This is a genomic window from Streptosporangium sp. NPDC050148, assembly GCF_055586505.1.
The window spans coordinates 122,262-138,182 of the sequence record NZ_JBVJIA010000010.1 but is presented as its reverse complement, the minus strand read 5'-3'; the positions used below and the strand labels follow the sequence as shown (position 1 = coordinate 138,182).

Sequence of the window (15,921 nt, the reverse complement as noted above, 5' to 3'; positions counted from 1 at the left end):
GATATCCCTTTTCGAGCTGGACGGTGTGGACCCGGCGGGAGCGGCCGCGCGCGGCCGTTCCCCTCGCCGGTCCGGAGCCGAGGGGGCGGATCCGCCCCGGTGCCGGCCTCATGCCTGCACCGCGGCGGTCATGACGGCCTCGTCGATGTCGCGGCCCTCCAGCCGGGCGGACTCGGCGGCCCGCAGGACCCGCTTGTAGTCCGTCGGCATGATCTTGCGGAAGCGGGACGGGTCCCAGTCGGCCAGCAGCGCCTTGGCCACGGTGGAGCCGGTCTCGGTCAGGTGCGCCTCGACGATCTCGCGCAGCGCCTCGGAGTCGGTCTCGTCGAGCTCCTCGACCTCGACCATCTCGCGGTTGACCCGGTCGGTGTCGAGGTCGAGCAGGTAGGCGACGCCGCCCGACATGCCGGCCGCGAAGTTGCGTCCGGTCGCGCCCAGGACGACCACCTTGCCGCCGGTCATGTACTCGCAGCCGTGGTCCCCGACGCCCTCGACCACCGCGGTGGCACCGGAGTTTCGGACGCAGAACCGCTCCCCCGCGACGCCGCGGATGAACGCCTCGCCGGAGGTCGCCCCGTACAGGCCGACGTTCCCGGCGATGATGTGGCCCTCCAGCGGGGCCACGTCGTGCGGGGCGACCGAGATCCGGCCGCCGGACAGGCCCTTGCCCACGTAGTCGTTGGCGTCGCCGGTCAGCCGCAGCGTGATCCCCCGGGGCAGGAAGGCGCCGAAGGAGTTGCCCGCCGAGCCGGTGAAGCGGACGTCGATGGTGTTGTCGGGCAGGCCCGCGCCGCCGTACCGCTTGGTCACCTCGTGGCCGAGCATGGTGCCGACCGTGCGGTTGACGTTGCGGATCGGCAGGTCGAGGGTGACCCTGCTGCCGGTCTTGAGCGCGCCCTCGGCGAGCTGGATCAGCGTGTTGTCCAGCGCCCGGTCCAGCCCGTGGTCCTGGGCCACCGTACGGCGCAGCGAGGCGCCCTCGGGCAGCTTGGGCATGTGCAGGATCGGCGCCAGGTCCAGCCCGGCGGCCTTCCAGTGGTTCTCCGCCGGGGTGGTGTCGAGCAGCTCGGCGTGGCCGACGGCCTCCTCCAGGCTGCGGAAGCCCAGCGCGGCCAGGTACTCGCGGATCTCCTGGGCGACGAACTCGAAGAAGTTGACCACGAACTCGGGCTTGCCGGTGAAGCGCCGGCGCAGCTCGGGGTTCTGGGTGGCGACGCCGACCGGGCAGGTGTCCAGGTGGCAGACGCGCATCATCACGCAGCCGGAGACGACCAGCGGTGCGGTGGCGAAGCCGTACTCCTCCGCGCCCAGCAGGGCGGCGATGACCACGTCGCGGCCGGTCTTGAGCTGGCCGTCGACCTGCACCGTGATGCGGTCGCGCAGCCCGTTGAGCAGCAGCGTCTGCTGGGTCTCGGCCAGGCCGAGCTCCCAGGGCGAGCCCGCGTGCTTGAGCGAGGTCAGCGGGGAGGCGCCGGTGCCGCCGTCGTGGCCGGAGATGAGCACCACGTCGGCGTGCGCCTTGGACACGCCCGCCGCGACCGTGCCTACCCCGACCTCGGCCACCAGCTTGACGTGCACGCGGGCGGACGGGTTGGCGTTCTTCAAATCGTGGATGAGCTGGGCGAGGTCCTCGATGGAGTAGATGTCGTGGTGCGGCGGCGGCGAGATGAGGCCGACGCCCGGGGTGGAGTGCCGGGTCTTGGCGATCCACGGGTAGACCTTGTGGCCGGGCAGCTGGCCGCCCTCGCCGGGCTTGGCGCCCTGCGCCATCTTGATCTGCACGTCGTCGGCGTTGACCAGGTACTCCGAGGTCACGCCGAACCGGCCGGAGGCCACCTGCTTGATGGCCGAGCGGCGGGCCGGGTCGTGCAGCCGCTCGGGGTCCTCGCCGCCCTCACCGGTGTTGGACTTGCCGCCCAGCCGGTTCATCGCGATGGCCAGGGTCTCGTGCGCCTCCATCGAGATGGAGCCGTACGACATGGCGCCGGTGGAGAAGCGCTTGACGATCTCGCTGATCGGCTCGACCTCGTCGACCGGGACCGGCTCGCGGACGCCCTCCCTGAGCCTGAACAGGCCGCGCAGCGTCATCAGCTTCTCCGCCTGGGAGTCCACCAGGCCGGTGTACTCCTTGAAGATCTCGTAGCGGCGCGAGCGGGTGGCGTGCTGCAGCTTGAAGACGGTCTCGGGGTTGAACAGGTGCGGCTCGCCCTCGCGGCGCCACTGGTACTCGCCGCCGACCTCCAGGCGGCGGTGGGGGTTCTCCGCCCGGGGGTAGGCGCGGCGGTGCCGCAGCGCCGCCTCCTCGGCCAGCACGTCGAAGCCGACGCCGCCCAGGCGGGAGGTGGTCCCGGTGAAACAGGCGTCGACGACCTCCTGGCTCAGGCCGAGCGCCTCGAAGATCTGAGCGCCGGTGTAGGAGGCCACCGTGGACACGCCCATCTTGGACATGACCTTCAGCACGCCCTTGCCGTACGCCTTGATCAGGTTGCGCACCGCCTTGTGCCGGTCGGCCTGGAGCACGCCCGAGTCGACCATGTCCTCGACGGTCTCGATGGCCAGGTACGGGTTCACCGCGCCCGCGCCGTAGCCGATCAGCAGCGCCATGTGGTGCGCCTCGCGCGCCTCGCCGGTCTCGACGACCAGGCCGACCCGGGTACGGGTCTTCTCGGCGATCAGGTGGTGGTGCACGGCGCCGGTCAGCAGCAGCGACGGGATCGGCGCGAGCGCCTCGGACGAGCCGCGGTCGGAGAGCACGATGATCCGCGCCCCGCCCTCGATCGCCGCCGAGACCTCGGCGCGGATCTCCTCCAGGCGGTGCAGCAGCGCCTCGCCGCCGCCCGCGACCGGGTACAGCCCGGAGATCACGCGCGGGTGGAAGCCCGGCAGCGCGCCCTCGTCGTTGATGTGGATGATCTTCGCGAGCTCGTCGTTGTCGATCACCGGGTAGGGCAGCACGAGCTGGCGGCAGGAGGCCGGGCCGGGTTCGAGCAGGTTGCCCTCGGGGCCGATGGTGCTGGCCAGGGAGGTGACGAGCTCCTCGCGGATGGCGTCCAGCGGCGGGTTGGTGACCTGCGCGAACAGCTGGCTGAAGTAGTCGAACAGCAGCCGGGGCCGCTCGCTGAGCACCGCGACGGGGGTGTCGGTGCCCATCGAGCCGATCGGCTCGGCGCCCGCCTTCGCCATCGGCGCCAGGATGATCCGCAGCTCCTCCTCGGTGTAGCCGAAGGTCTGCTGCCGCTTGATCAGCGCCTCGTGCGTGGGCACCTCGTGCGCGCGGACCGGCAGCTCCTCGAAGCGGACCAGCCCGGCGTGCAGCCAGTCCGCGTACGGCAGCTCGGCCGCGAGCTCGGCCTTGATCTCGTCATCCTCGATGATCTTGCCGAGGGAGGTGTCGATCAGGAACATCCGGCCGGGCTGCAGGCGGCCCTTGCGGACCACGTCCTGCGGCGCGATGTCGAGCACGCCGGCCTCGGAGGCCAGCACGACCAGGCCGTCGGCGGTGACCCAGAACCGTCCCGGGCGCAGGCCGTTGCGGTCGAGGACCGCGCCGACCAGGGTGCCGTCGGAGAAGGTGATCGAGGCGGGGCCGTCCCAGGCCTCCATCATCGTGGAGTGGAACTCGTAGAACGCCCGGCGCGCCGGGTCCATCTCGGTGTGGTTCTCCCACGCCTCCGGGATCATCATCAGCACCGCGTGCGGCAGCCGGCGACCGGCCAGGTGCAGCAGCTCCAGCGTCTCGTCGAAGGAGGCGGTGTCGGAGCCGTCCGGGTCGCAGATCGGGAAGAGCCGCGCCAGGTCGCCCGGCAGGTTCGCGGTCTGCAGCATGGCCTCGCGGGCCCGCATCCAGTTGCGGTTGCCCTTGACCGTGTTGATCTCGCCGTTGTGCGCGACGTAGCGGTACGGGTGGGCCAGCGGCCAGGAGGGGAAGGTGTTGGTGGAGAAACGCGAGTGGACCAGCGCGATGGCGGACTCGTACCGCTCGTCGGTCAGGTCGGGGAAGAACCGCTCCACCTGCAGCGGGGTGAGCATGCCCTTGTAGACGATGGTCCGGCAGCTCAGCGAGGGGAAGTAGACGTCCGCCTCGTGCTCGGCCCGCTTGCGCAGGCAGAAGACCAGCCGGTCCAGCTCCAGGCCGGTCTCACCGTTCGGTGAGGTCACGAACAGCTGGGCGAAGAAGGGCATGACCGCGCGGGCGCTCGGCCCGGGCAGGTCGGGGGTGGTCGGCAGGTCCCGCCAGCCGAGGACCGTCAGGCCCTCCTCGGCGGCGATCTCCTCGATCAGCCGCACGGCGGTCCCGCGGGCCTGGGCGTCGGCGGGCAGGAACGCCGTGCCGACCGCGTAGGCACCGGCCTCGGGCAGCGGGAAGTCCGCCACCACCCGCAGGAAGGTGTCCGGGATCTGCGTGAGGATGCCGGCCCCGTCCCCGGTGTCCGGCTCGCTACCCTGGGCCCCCCGGTGGTCGAGATTGCACAGCGCGGTCAAGGCCTTCGCGACGATGTCGTGACTGCGGCGACCGGCCACGTCGGCGACCATGGCGACGCCACAGGCGTCGTGCTCGTGCGAGGGGTGGTACAGGCCCTGAGGCTCGGGAAAGCCGAGGTGGGCAGCAGGCATTGAATCCCTCCCGTCGTCTTGCTTCTTTGGAACAAGCAAGGGACGACGTTGGCCCTGCTGCGTGGTGGGTAGAGGTTACCGTACCCTGCCGGATAACTGCCTACCCGGTCTTGGTAGCGCGAATTAAGGGCGATTCGCCCGTTTCATTGAACGCGCTCCGGCGGCACGACATTCCAGGTCGGGGCTCTAAGGTGGCCTGATGGAACCGAGCGTCCCCGTGCCGTCGGGCGAGCCCGCCGATCTGACAACCGCCACCACCGCGGGCCCCTCGGGCGTGTCGGGGAACGCCCCGGACTCCGCCTCGGGTCCCGCGCCCGATCGGGCCTCCGCGTCCGATCCCGATCAGGTCTCCGCGTCCGGTTCCGGCCAGGCCCGCCCTTCCGATCCCGATCCCGATCCCGATCGAGCCCCCGCCGCGCCCGGTCCCGCTCCGGCGCTCGCCGCCCTCGCGGCCTCCGCCTCCGCCGGCCCTCCCTGCGCCTCCGGGCCCGGCGAGGGGGCCATGGCGCTCGTCGCGCGGGCGGGCATCGACGGCAGGCGGCTGCGGAACGCGCTGGTGGCGCTGTCGGACGGCCGCTGGTGGACGCTCGCCGACCTGGTCAGGGAGACCGCGACGTCCCGGCGGACCGTCGAGGAGCTGCTGCGCGAGGTGGACGAGCGGCTGGAGAGGTCCGGGGCCCGCTTCCGGCTCCCCTCCGCGCCCGCTGCGCCGTCCGGGACGCCGGGCACATCGGGGACGCAGAGGACGCAGGGGCCGGGGCCCGGCGCCGTCTCCCCGGCGGACCCGGTGGCGCATCTCCTGCCCGGCCACGCCGACCTGGTCGCGCTGATGGACGAGCTGATCGCCAAGGCGCCCCGGGGCCGCCACGCGCTGGACCACGTCGCCGCCACCGGGGAGACCGTGGTCCGGCGGGCCCTGCTGCTGGACGCCCGGTTCTGGCTGGACGGCGCCCGGCTGCTCTGCGTGGGCGACCACGACCTGACCTCGCTGGCCACCGCCCTGCTGCACCCGGGCGTCGAGGTGACCGTGGCCGACATCGACGAGCGCATCCTCGCCTACATCTCCGACCAGGCCGACCGGCTGGGCCTGGCCGTGCGGACCCGCTGGGCCGACCTGCGGCTGGGCCTGCCCGCCTCGGCGCACGCCTGGGCCGACCTGGCGATCACCGACCCGCCCTACACCCCCGAGGGGGTCGCGCTGTTCGTCGCCCGCGGCGCCGAGGGGCTGCGCGACCGCGACCGCGGCCGGATCCTGCTGGCGTACGGGGCCAGTGAGCGCACCCCCGCGCTCGCGCTGAAGGTGCAGCAGGCCCTGTCCGGGCTCAACCTCGTCAACGAGGCGATCTACCCGGACTTCAACCGCTACCTCGGCGCCGAGGCGATCGGCTCGGCCGCCGACCTGTACGTCCTGCGTCCCACCACGAAGACCTGGCCCGCCGTGGCGTCCCGCGTCGAGGCCGCCGCCACCGCGATCTACACCCGGGGCCCGCAGTCGGTGGAGTCGGCCGGCTCCCCCGGCGCGTCCTCCCCCGCCACGGCGCCCCCTTCCGCGCCCTCCCCCGCCACGGCCGCCGGCGGGCGGGACCCCGGCGCGGACGACGGTTTCATGCCGGAGGTGCTGGTGGGCGACTGGCCGCGGGACGTGCTGCCCAGGCTCCCCCGGGCGCGCCTGACGACCTGGCTGGCCAAGCCGTACGCCAGCGACCCGGCCCGGGTGGCGATCTCCGTCCCGGCCGGGCTGGAGGCCGCGCTGCCCCGGCTGCTGCTGGCCACCCGGGCCGGGGAGGTGCGCGTCACCCTGGCCTCGGCCGTCCGCGAGCTCCCCGCCGACCTGCTCTCCCCCGTCTACCGGCTCACCGCCGAGGGCACCGGCGTCCGCGCCGTACGGGTGGCGCCGCCCGTCCCGGGAGCCGGAAGGCCCGGGGGCACCGCGACCGCGCCGGGCACCGCGCGGGACCGGGACGCCGAACCGGCCGCGGACACCGCGCGGACCGGGGACACCGAACAGGCCGGGAACGCCGAGGCGGCCGGGGACGCCGAGCGGATCCTGCGCCGGATCCTGGACAACGCGCACGGCAAGCTCGCCAACACCTGGCGCGAGGCCCTGATCGGCGCCCGGGGCGATCTGACGAAGAAGCAGGCCAGGGCGGTCGTCACCGCCGTCGCCCCCTGGGCGGCCGACGTCACCGTGCTGGAGCTGCCCGCCCACCGCCTGCTGGAGCTCCCGGCCGCGGTGCGGGACTCCCTCAGCGCACCAGTCGTCGCTGGATCACCAGGCTGAGGCCGTCCAGCGCCACCTGCGGGTAGGTGAGGTCGGGCCGCTTCCCCTGCACCACGGGGCCCACCCAGCTCACCGTGACGAAGTGGCCCAGGGCACGGACCTGGGCCCAGCCGTGCGCGCCGTCGAGGCCCCCGGGCGCGCCGGGGGCCGGGCGGACGAAGCCGTCGCGCCCGAGCGCCGCCACCAGGGCGTCCGCGGCGGCCGAGTCGGCGAGGTTGAAGATCACGAACTGGCCCCAGACCGTGCCGTCCTCGGTCTCGTACCGGGCCCGCAGCACCTGGGTGCAGCCGCCGAGCGCGTCCCGCGCGCCTCCCCAGGCGGCCTCGGCGCAGTCGGCGAGGTCCTCGGTGCCCTTGAGGGCGAGCCGGGTGGTGCCCGCCGACACCGTCGGCCGGTCGAACAGCTCGGCGACGGTCAGGGGCCGGGGGTCGAGGGCGCGGGTGGCGATGGGCGCGTAGTGGGCGGTGCCGGTCTCGGCGCGCAGGACGGCCGCGCGCGGTGCGGGCTCGTCCCCCAGCCACAGGAAGATCCCGGCCCCCGCGACCACGGCCAGGACGACGACGGTGATCCACGTGCGCATGACGACAGAGCCTACTGTGACGCGCGGTGCATCGGTGACTACCTGGAGGGAGCCGGGACCGGGGCCACGGCGACGATCCGGCGGAAGATCGCCTTCTCGGTGCCGCGAACCGTCAGGGCCAGGGAGACGAAGTCGTCCCTGGGGGTCGGCTCGGCGCCGTCGGCCCGGCCGAACCAGACCAGCCCGGCGTAGTGGCCCATGGCGTGACCGCTGGACTCGGTGTGGCCACCGGAGGGGAACGCGGCCCTGGCCGACTCCAGCGGCCGTACCCAGCCGCCCCGGTGCAGGGTGGTCAGGCCGTTCACCAGCGCGTCGGCCGAGGCGGCGTCGCGGAGGTTGAACAGCGTGTACTGGGCGACGTAGCGGCCGTCGGCGCTGGCGTACAGGCCCCTGGCCACCTGGGTGCAGCCGCCCCGGACGAGCAGGTCGACGACCCCCTGCCCCCAGACCGCGCCCGCGCAGCCGCTCTCCAGCCGGGTGCCCGCCAGCCGCAGCGTGGTCCTGCCCTCCTTGAGGGTCCGGGCGGGGAAGAGCTCCTTGAGCGTCAGCGGCCGGGGGTCGGCCTTGCTCTGCGCGATGGGCCCGAACACCGCCGAGGAGGGCCAGCCCCGGTAGGCGTCGGGCCGCGGCTCGGTGCCGATGACCGAGGCGGTGGCCCGCTCGGGCTCGAAGTCGTTGCCGATCGCGGAGATCCCCATGGTGAGGGCGACCGCGGCGATCAGCACGCCCGCCACCGAGCCGAGGATCAGCAGCAACCGCTGCTGGGTGCGGGTCAGGCCCCACTCCTCCAGCCGGGGGATGCTCCACGACTCCGCGGGGCCGGAGGAGCGGCGGCGTTTGCGGGCGGGGGCGGGAGGGGGGGTGGCGGGGGTGGTCACAGTCCGGTTCCTCCCAGCAGGGTGCCCAGGGCGAAGGTCAGGGCCGCGGCGATCACGCCCACCACGAGCTGGCGCAGCCCGCTGTACCACCAGCTGCGCGCGGTGACCCGGGAGACGAGCGCGCCCGCGCCGAACAGCGCCAGGCACGAGATCACCGCCGAGGCCACCAGGCTGGTGACGCCCAGCAGGTACGGCAGGAGCGGCAGGAGCGCGCCCACGGCGAACGACAGGAACGAGGAGACGGCCGCGGTCCTGGGCGAGGGCAGGTCCCGGGAGGTCACCCCCAGCTCGGCCTCGGAGTGCACCTCCAGCGCCGTCTCCGGGTCCATCGAGATCTGCCGGGCCACCTCGGCGGCCACGGCCGGGTCGACGCCCCGGTCCCGGTAGAGCTTGGCCAGCTCCTCCTGCTCGGCCTCGGGGTGGCGTTCGAGCTCGCGCCGCTCGATGGCGATCTCGGCCAGGGCCAGCTCGCGCTGGCTGGCCACCGACACGTACTCGCCTCCGGCCATGGAGAACGCGCCCGCCGCCAGGCCCGCGACGCCCGCCAGCACGATGACCCGGGTGCCGGCGCCGCCGCCGGCGACCCCCGCGATCAGGGCGAAGTTCGAGACCAGGCCGTCCATCGCGCCGAACACCGAGGGACGCAGCCAGCCGCCGTTGACGTCACGGTGCTGGTGGTGCATCTCGGCGCCCTGCCGGGGGGCCTCCTCGTTCATCCCGCCCTCCGGCGCGCGGGGCGCCCGTGCCGCGCCCGGCACGGGAAGGTCTCCGCGCCGGGCGATCCGGTGACCCGGACCATGGATGGACGGAACGTCAACGTCGTTCTTTCCCGCCCTCGGGAACGGTCTCGGCCGCGTCCTGCTCACCGCGGTCGCCCCCGGCCACGGCCGGTACGGCGTCACCGCGCACCGGCCCGGAACCGGTGGCCCCGTCGGCCGTGGCGGGACCCGCGACCGTGGCGGACCCGCCGGTCCCCGCGGGACCGTCGATCCCAGGGGTGCCGGCGATCCCGGCGGAGCCAGCGGCCGTGGCGGGACCGCCGGTCCTCGCGGGCCCGTCGATCTCGGAGGCCTCCGCCTGGTCGGCCGGGTGGGCCGGATCCGCGGACGCCGGATCGGCGGGGGTTGCCGGGACGTCTGCGGCGAGCGTGCCCGGTGACGGCACGGACGCGCTCGAAGCGGACGCGGGCGTCCCCTCCCGGGCCGCCGCGCTCACGGCCTTCTCGGCGGGCTCGGCCTGGTCGGAGGGGTGCGCCGGGTCGACGAGGCCCTCCTCGCCGGGAGTGGCCAGGGCCGTGGCGGTGCCGGTGGTGCTGGTGGCGGTGCCGGTGGTGCTGGTGGCGGTGCCGGTGGTGCTGGTGGCGGTGCCGGTGGTGCTGGTGGCGGTGCCGGTGGCGGTGCCGGTGGTGCTGGTGGCGGTGCCGGTGGTGGTGCCCGGAGAAGTGCCGGTGGTGCCGCCTCCCGGGGGCGTCCCCGTGGCGGTGTCGTCCCCGGCGCCCTCCCGGACGCCGCCGGCGGTGAGGTCCTCGGGGTTCTCGTGGCCCTCGCGGTCCTCGTCCGACGCCACGGCCCCGTCCGGGACGCCCCCGCCGGTCCCCGCGGGGAGCACCGGCTCGTCGTCGGTCCTGTTCCTGGCGTACCAGAAGTAGATCATCGCCCCGATGAACACGATGATCGAGGTCCACTGGTTGAGGCGCAGGCCGAGGATGTGGTGGGCGGTGTCGACCCGCAGCCCCTCGATCCAGAAGCGGCCCACGGTGTAGCCGGCGACGTAGAGCGCGAACAGGCGCCCGTGGCGGAGCGCGAACCTGCTGCCCGCCCAGATGAGGATGACCCCCAGGCCCAGGTCCCAGATCGACTCGTACAGGAACGCCGGGTGGTAGGTGTCCTCGCCCGGCACCGTGCCCGGCCGGTCGGGGTCGATCTCCAGGCCCCACGGCAGGTCGGTGGGGCTGCCGAACAGCTCCTGGTTGAAGTAGTTGCCCCAGCGGCCGATGCCCTGGGCGATCACGATGCCGGGGGCGATGGTGTCGGCCACCGCGGTGAGCGAGAGGCCCGCCCGCCGGCAGGCGATCCAGACGCCCACGCCGCCCAGCGCGACCGCGCCCCAGATGCCCAGGCCGCCGTTCCAGATGAACAGCGCCTCGTACGGCTCGTTCGGCGCGTCCGCCCCGAAGTAGAGCTGCCAGTCGGTGAGGACGTGGTAGATACGCCCGCCGACCAGGCCGAACGGCACGGCCCAGACGGCGAGGTCCACGATCGTTCCCGGCTGGCCGCCGCGGGCTCGCCAGCGGCGTTCACCGATGACGACCGCGACGACGACGCCGAGCACGATGCACAGTGCGTAGGCCCGGATGGGGACCACGCCGAAGAGGTGCCAGACCCCCTGGGAGGGGCTGGGAATCGAGGCGAGGGGCATGTCAGGTGACGTTACCGTGTCGCGCGCTACTTGGCGGCATCCAGAACGGCCTGGCGTAGCTCGGCGGGTTTGAAGGCGACCTCGATGTCCACCTCGCTGCCGTTGAGCTTCAGCGTCGGCGTGCCGCTGAGCTTCTGCCCCTCCATGACCTTGGTGCTGTAGGCGGCGTGCGCGGCCGCCTTCTCCTGGCTGGTCACGCAGGCGTCGAACCCGGCGTCGGTCACGCCGGCCTCCTTGCCCCAGGCGATCAGGTCCGGGATCGCGAAGCCCTCCGCGGTCTCCGAGGGCTGCTCCTTGAACAGCTTGTCGTGGAACGCGCTCCAGGGGGCTCCCCCGGGGATGCAGCGGGCCGCGGCGGCGGCGCGCACCGAGTTCGCCCGGGTGACGCCCTTGTTGGTCTGCTGCGGGAAGATCGTGATCGGGTGGAAGACGACCTTGGCCTTGCCCTCGGCCGCCAGGTTCTTGATCGTGGGGCCGCTGGTCTCCTCCAGCGCCCTGCAGGCCGGGCACTGGAAGTCCTCGTAGACGTCCAGGACCGGCTTCTCCACGCCGGGCCTGGCCATGACCACCGAGCCGTCGGCGGCCACGGTGATCGGCGCGAGAGTGGCGGCGACCTGCTCGGACCTGCTGCTCTGGGCGGCGAACCACCAGCCGCCGCCGACCGCGGCCAGCGCGATGACCGCAACCGTCCCGGCCGTCAACGCCCGCTTGCGCCGGTCCTTGTTCCTCTGTTCCTCGCGCTGTGACTTGATGCGATCACGCGCCGACTGCTCCCGCGCGGCCTTGCCCATCAGTCCGTCTCCTTTTCGTGGGGCTCCTCGTCGTCGTCGCCCTCGAAGTCGTCGTACGGTTCCTGGCCGGGGGTCAGCCCCAGCACGGAGTCCAGCGCGAAGCGACCCGGCGGGAACCAGGCGACGAACACGCCGAGCGCGAAGAGACCGAAGTCACGCAGGATGTCGATCAGGTAGTCGGGTTCCACGCCCGCCGCCAGCCGGCCGCCGCCGCCGAAGCAGCCGCAGTCGATGCGCAGCCCGCGCGCCCACGCCGAGGCGATGCCGATGACGAACGCCAGCATCAGCAGTGCCGAGACGACGGCCGCCGTCCGGGTGAGCAGCCCGACAACCAGCAACACCCCCACGACGATCTCCAGGATCGGCAGGCCGTAGCCGACCACCGTGGCGAGCGATTCAGGGAGCAGCTCGTATGCCTCGACCGCCTGGACCGAGAGCGCCGGGGTGCCGATCTTGCCCCAACCCGCGACGATCAGCACGCCCGCCAGCACCAGCCGCGAGACGGTCGTCACCCAGCGTAGCGCCGAAATCACGATACGCGACCTATTGGGCGCGGGCTGTTTGCGGTCACGACCACCATTCTCCTTTTCCGGGGACCGGGCACGAACGGCTCCGGCGAACGCACGGTACCGAGGAAAACCTCATCACGGACCGGATAAGCGTTGAATAAGCCTGCCCGACGGACACGGAGCGTGACAAGGGCCCGGTCCCCGCGCGGAGGTGACACCGGCGGCCCCGGACGGGGCCGGTGCCGTACGCGCGGGACCGGGACCGGGCGGTCGCGCCCGTGACCTTCGGGTCCGTCAGCCGCGGACGCCGGCCGCCAGCTCGGCGCCCAGCTCGCGGACCGCGGCCAGGCCCGAGGCCTCGTCGGGGGCGTCCAGCACGCGGCGGATGAACGCCGAGCCCACGATGACGCCGTCGGCGTAGGCCGCGACCTCGGCGGCCTGGCGGCCGGTGCCGACGCCCAGGCCGACGCAGACCGGGAGCGAGGTGTGCGGGCGGGTGCGCTCGACCAGGCCCTGGGCGGCCTCGCCGACCGAGTCGCGGGCTCCGGTGACGCCCATCAGCGAGGCCGCGTAGACGAAACCGGTGCAGCTGTCGGCGACGGCCTGGATGCGCGCCCGGGTGGAGCTGGGCGCGACCAGGAAGACGGTGTCGATCCCGGCCGCGGCGCTGGCCTCGCGCCAGGGCCCGGCCTCCTCGGGGGTCAGGTCGGGCGTGATGGTGCCCACCCCGCCCGCGTTCGCCAGGTCGCGGGCGAAGCGCTCGGCGCCGTAGCGGTCGATCGGGTTCCAGTACGTCATGACCAGGGTGGCGGCGCCCGTCCTGGCGACGCCCTCGACCGTGCGCAGCACGTCGGCGATGCGGGTGCCGTTGGTCAGCGCCCGGTGGACCGCGTCCTGGATCGTCGGGCCGTCCATGAGCGGGTCGGAGTAGGGCAGGCCGATCTCGATCACGTCGCAGCCCGCCTCCACCATCGCGGTGGCGACGGCGACGCCGCCCTCCTTGGTGGGGAACCCCGCGGGGAGGTACCCGATGAGGGCGGCGCGGTCGTCCGCCTTGGCCTTGGCGAACACCGTCTGGAGAGTCGTCATCGTTGCTTCCGTTGCGGGTCGTCCTCCCCGGCCGTGGCGGAGGGGAAGAGGGGCGGTCGTCAGAGGTTGAAGTACTTCATGGCGGTGCCCATGTCCTTGTCGCCCCGGCCAGAGAGGTTGACCAGGATGGTGGCGTCCGGGCCCATCTCGCGGCCGAGCTTGAGGGCTCCGGCCAGCGCGTGCGAGGACTCGATCGCGGGGATGATGCCCTCGGTACGGGCCAGCAGCGAGAAGGCGTCCATCGCCTCGGCGTCGGTGATGCCGTGGTAGGTGGCGCGGCCGGTGTCTTTGAGCCAGGCGTGCTCGGGGCCGACGCCGGGGTAGTCGAGCCCGGCCGAGATCGAGTGCGACTCGACCGTCTGGCCCTCGTCGTCCTGGAGCACGTACGTGCGCGAGCCGTGCAGCACGCCGATGGAGCCCTCGGTGAGGGTCAGGGCGTGCTCGCCGCTCTCCAGGCCGCGCCCGCCCGCCTCGTAGCCGTGCAGCTGGACGTCGCGGTCGCCGATGAAGGCGTGGAAGATGCCGATGGCGTTGGAGCCGCCGCCGACCGCGGCGGCGACCGCGTCCGGCAGGGCGCCGGTGAGCTCCAGCATCTGGCGGCGGGCCTCGACGCCGATGATGCGGGCGAAGTCGCGGACGATCTCGGGGAACGGGTGCGGGCCGGCGATCGTGCCGAACAGGTAGTGGGTGCGGTCGACGTTGGCCACCCAGTCGCGGAACGCCTCGTTGATGGCGTCCTTGAGGGTCTGGCTGCCGTTGGTGACCGGCACGACGGTCGCGCCGAGCAGCTTCATCCGGGCGACGTTGAGCGCCTGGCGCTCGCAGTCCACGGCGCCCATGTAGATCACGCACTCCAGGCCCATCAGGGCCGCGGCGGTCGCGGTGGCGACGCCGTGCTGCCCGGCGCCGGTCTCGGCGATCACCCGCGTCTTGCCCAGCCGCTTCGTCAGCAGGGCCTGGCCGAGCACATTGTTGATCTTGTGGGCGCCGGTGTGGGTCAGGTCCTCGCGCTTGAGGATGATCCGGGCGCCGCCCGCCTGCTCGGCGAAGCGGGGCACCTCGGTCAGCGTGGTGGGACGCCCGGCGTAGGTGCGCAGCAGGTGGTCGAACTCCCGCAGGAAGGCCACGTCGTTCTTGGCCCTGTCGTACTCCGCGGCGACCTCGTCCAGGGCGGGGATCAGCGCCTCGGGCACGTAGCGCCCGCCGAAGACGCCGAACTTGCCGTGCACGTCGGGGTCGTCGCCGTGCACGCCGTTGCCCGCGAGGTCCGCGGTGGTGAGGACGGTTCCGTCGTGAGTCGTCACTGCTTACTGCCCCTCGGGTCGGGATGCGGGATGGGCACCGGCGGTGACCAGGTCGACCACGGCGGCCCGCGGGTCCTTGCCGGTCACCAGGCTCTCGCCGACCAGGACGGCGTCGGCGCCGGCCCTGGCGTAGGCGAGCAGGTCGTGGGGGCCGCGCACACCCGACTCGGCGATCTTGATGACGCCCTCGGGGATCTTGGGGGCGAGCTTGGCGAACACCTCGCGGTCCACCTCCAGCGTCTTGAGGTCGCGCGCGTTGACACCGATGAGCCGGGCACCGGCGGCCAGCGCCCGCTCCAGCTCCTCCTCGGTGTGCACCTCGACCAGCGGGGCCAGCCCGATCGACTCGGCCCGCTCGATGAGCGAGACCAGCGCGTTCTGGTCCAGGGCCGCGACGATCAGCAGCGCCAGGTCGGCACCGTAGGCGCGGGCCTCCCACAGCTGGTAGGAGGTGACGATGAAGTCCTTGCGCAGCACCGGGATGTCGACGACGGCGCGTACCGCGGCCAGGTCGTCGAGGCTGCCGCCGAAGCGGCGCCGCTCGGTGAGCACGCTGATGACGTGGGCGCCGCCCGACTCGTAGTCACCGGCCAGCGCGGCGGGGTCGGCGATCGCCGCCAGGGCCCCCTTGGACGGGCTGGAGCGCTTGACCTCGGCGATGACCGCCACCTGGTCGCCGCCCAGCGCCGCGTACGCGTCGCGCGGGGCGGGCGCCTTGGCGGCCCGCTCCTTGAGCTCGGCCAGCGACACCCGCTCCTGCCGCTCGGCCAGGTCGGCGCGGACTCCCTCGAGGATCTCTTCGAGCACGCTCACTTGCCCTCCCCGCGAAGCTCGGAGGCCAGGCTCGCGAACGCCGTCGTGTCCGTGGTTCGCTCGCTCCGCTCGCTCACGAGTAAGGCCCCTCCCGATCGACTGCCCTTGTCCCGCCGATGGTATCGGCCCGGCCGCACTCACCCGGCCACGGGGTGAGACCTATAGGTGACTATGGGGCTAGGAATTCCCCAAAAGGAAGATTTCGTGCTATCCAAAATGCGAAGGTCACGGCGAGCAATGACCACGCGTACACGGGTCGCACGGATATCCCGGACATCCGGGATATTCTGGGATATCCGGGATACCGCCCGCCGTTCGGGTCCGGGGCGCCACCGCGCCAGGCGCGCAGCGTCCACCGGCCCCAGAGGGCGGCCAGCACCGGGATCATGATCACGACCAGCGGGTTGAACCCCAGGGCCGCCGGCAGATCGCCGTGCGCGAGCGCGTGCACCGCCCGCAACCCGCCGCAGCCGGGGCAGTACAGCCCGGTGAGCATGAGGAACGGGCAGGGGGGATAGTGGCCCGGCTCGCCGGGGTCGACCGCGGCCACGAAGGCCACCGCGGCGCCCGCCAGCGCCGCGACCCCCAGCGCCGCCGCGACCGCCGCGCGCGATCCCGCCGTACGGCTCGTCGGCACGATCCGT

Annotated in this window: 12 protein-coding genes; 1 reads left to right on the top strand and 11 read right to left on the bottom strand. The window is 73.3% G+C overall.

From position 1 onward, the window contains the following. Positions 1-108 precede the first annotated feature (108 nt). Complete coding sequence (gltB, locus tag ACZ6RT_RS13960; protein ID WP_470153719.1) at positions 109-4,614, bottom strand: glutamate synthase large subunit; 4,506 nt, start codon at positions 4,612-4,614, stop codon at positions 109-111. Positions 4,615-4,813: 199 nt separating this feature from the next. Here gltB and ACZ6RT_RS13955 point away from each other — a divergent pair, with 199 nt between their 5' ends. Beyond that, positions 4,814-6,895: a bis-aminopropyl spermidine synthase family protein gene (locus tag ACZ6RT_RS13955; protein ID WP_470153717.1), complete on the top strand. Its 2,082-nt coding sequence runs from the start codon at positions 4,814-4,816 to the stop codon at positions 6,893-6,895. Here the strand turns inward: ACZ6RT_RS13955 and ACZ6RT_RS13950 are convergent. From ACZ6RT_RS13950 to ACZ6RT_RS13905, 10 genes are all read right to left on the bottom strand, one after another. Continuing rightward, positions 6,861-7,475, bottom strand: coding sequence for a hypothetical protein (locus tag ACZ6RT_RS13950; RefSeq protein ID WP_470153715.1), 615 nt, complete (start codon positions 7,473-7,475; stop codon positions 6,861-6,863). The genes ACZ6RT_RS13955 and ACZ6RT_RS13950 overlap by 35 nt on opposite strands. A gap of 38 nt (positions 7,476-7,513) precedes the next feature. Further along, positions 7,514-8,353: a hypothetical protein gene (locus ACZ6RT_RS13945; RefSeq protein WP_470153713.1), complete on the bottom strand. Its 840-nt coding sequence runs from the start codon at positions 8,351-8,353 to the stop codon at positions 7,514-7,516. Then, positions 8,350-9,069, bottom strand: coding sequence for a VIT1/CCC1 transporter family protein (locus tag ACZ6RT_RS13940; protein ID WP_470153711.1), 720 nt, complete (start codon positions 9,067-9,069; stop codon positions 8,350-8,352). Before ACZ6RT_RS13940 ends, ACZ6RT_RS13945 begins: the two co-directional genes overlap by 4 nt. A 97-nt stretch (positions 9,070-9,166) precedes the next feature. Then, positions 9,167-10,771 carry a prolipoprotein diacylglyceryl transferase gene (gene lgt / locus ACZ6RT_RS13935; RefSeq protein ID WP_470153709.1) on the bottom strand — a complete coding sequence of 535 codons (1,605 nt, stop codon included), beginning with the start codon at positions 10,769-10,771 and terminating at the stop codon, positions 9,167-9,169. A gap of 26 nt (positions 10,772-10,797) precedes the next feature. Further along, positions 10,798-11,562 (bottom strand): DsbA family protein, encoded by a 765-nt coding sequence (locus tag ACZ6RT_RS13930; protein ID WP_399192091.1) that lies wholly within the window; start codon positions 11,560-11,562, stop codon positions 10,798-10,800. Then, entirely contained in the window at positions 11,562-12,095 is a 534-nt protein-coding gene (locus ACZ6RT_RS13925) for a MauE/DoxX family redox-associated membrane protein (RefSeq protein ID WP_399192093.1), read from the bottom strand. Before ACZ6RT_RS13925 ends, ACZ6RT_RS13930 begins: the two co-directional genes overlap by 1 nt. Before the next feature lie 270 nt (positions 12,096-12,365). Beyond that, on the bottom strand, positions 12,366-13,160 hold the full coding sequence (gene trpA, locus ACZ6RT_RS13920) for a tryptophan synthase subunit alpha (protein WP_399192095.1): 795 nt from the start codon (positions 13,158-13,160) through the stop codon (positions 12,366-12,368). Between the two features lie 59 nt (positions 13,161-13,219). Continuing rightward, a complete protein-coding gene (gene trpB, locus ACZ6RT_RS13915; protein WP_399192279.1) occupies positions 13,220-14,410 on the bottom strand; it encodes a tryptophan synthase subunit beta in 1,191 nt (396 codons plus the stop codon). A gap of 57 nt (positions 14,411-14,467) precedes the next feature. Further along, a complete protein-coding gene (gene trpC, locus ACZ6RT_RS13910; RefSeq protein ID WP_399192097.1) occupies positions 14,468-15,277 on the bottom strand; it encodes an indole-3-glycerol phosphate synthase TrpC in 810 nt (269 codons plus the stop codon). 169 nt (positions 15,278-15,446) lie between these two features. Beyond that, positions 15,447-15,914 (bottom strand): DUF2752 domain-containing protein, encoded by a 468-nt coding sequence (locus ACZ6RT_RS13905; RefSeq protein ID WP_470153706.1) that lies wholly within the window; start codon positions 15,912-15,914, stop codon positions 15,447-15,449. Between the last annotated feature and the right edge of the window lie 7 nt (positions 15,915-15,921).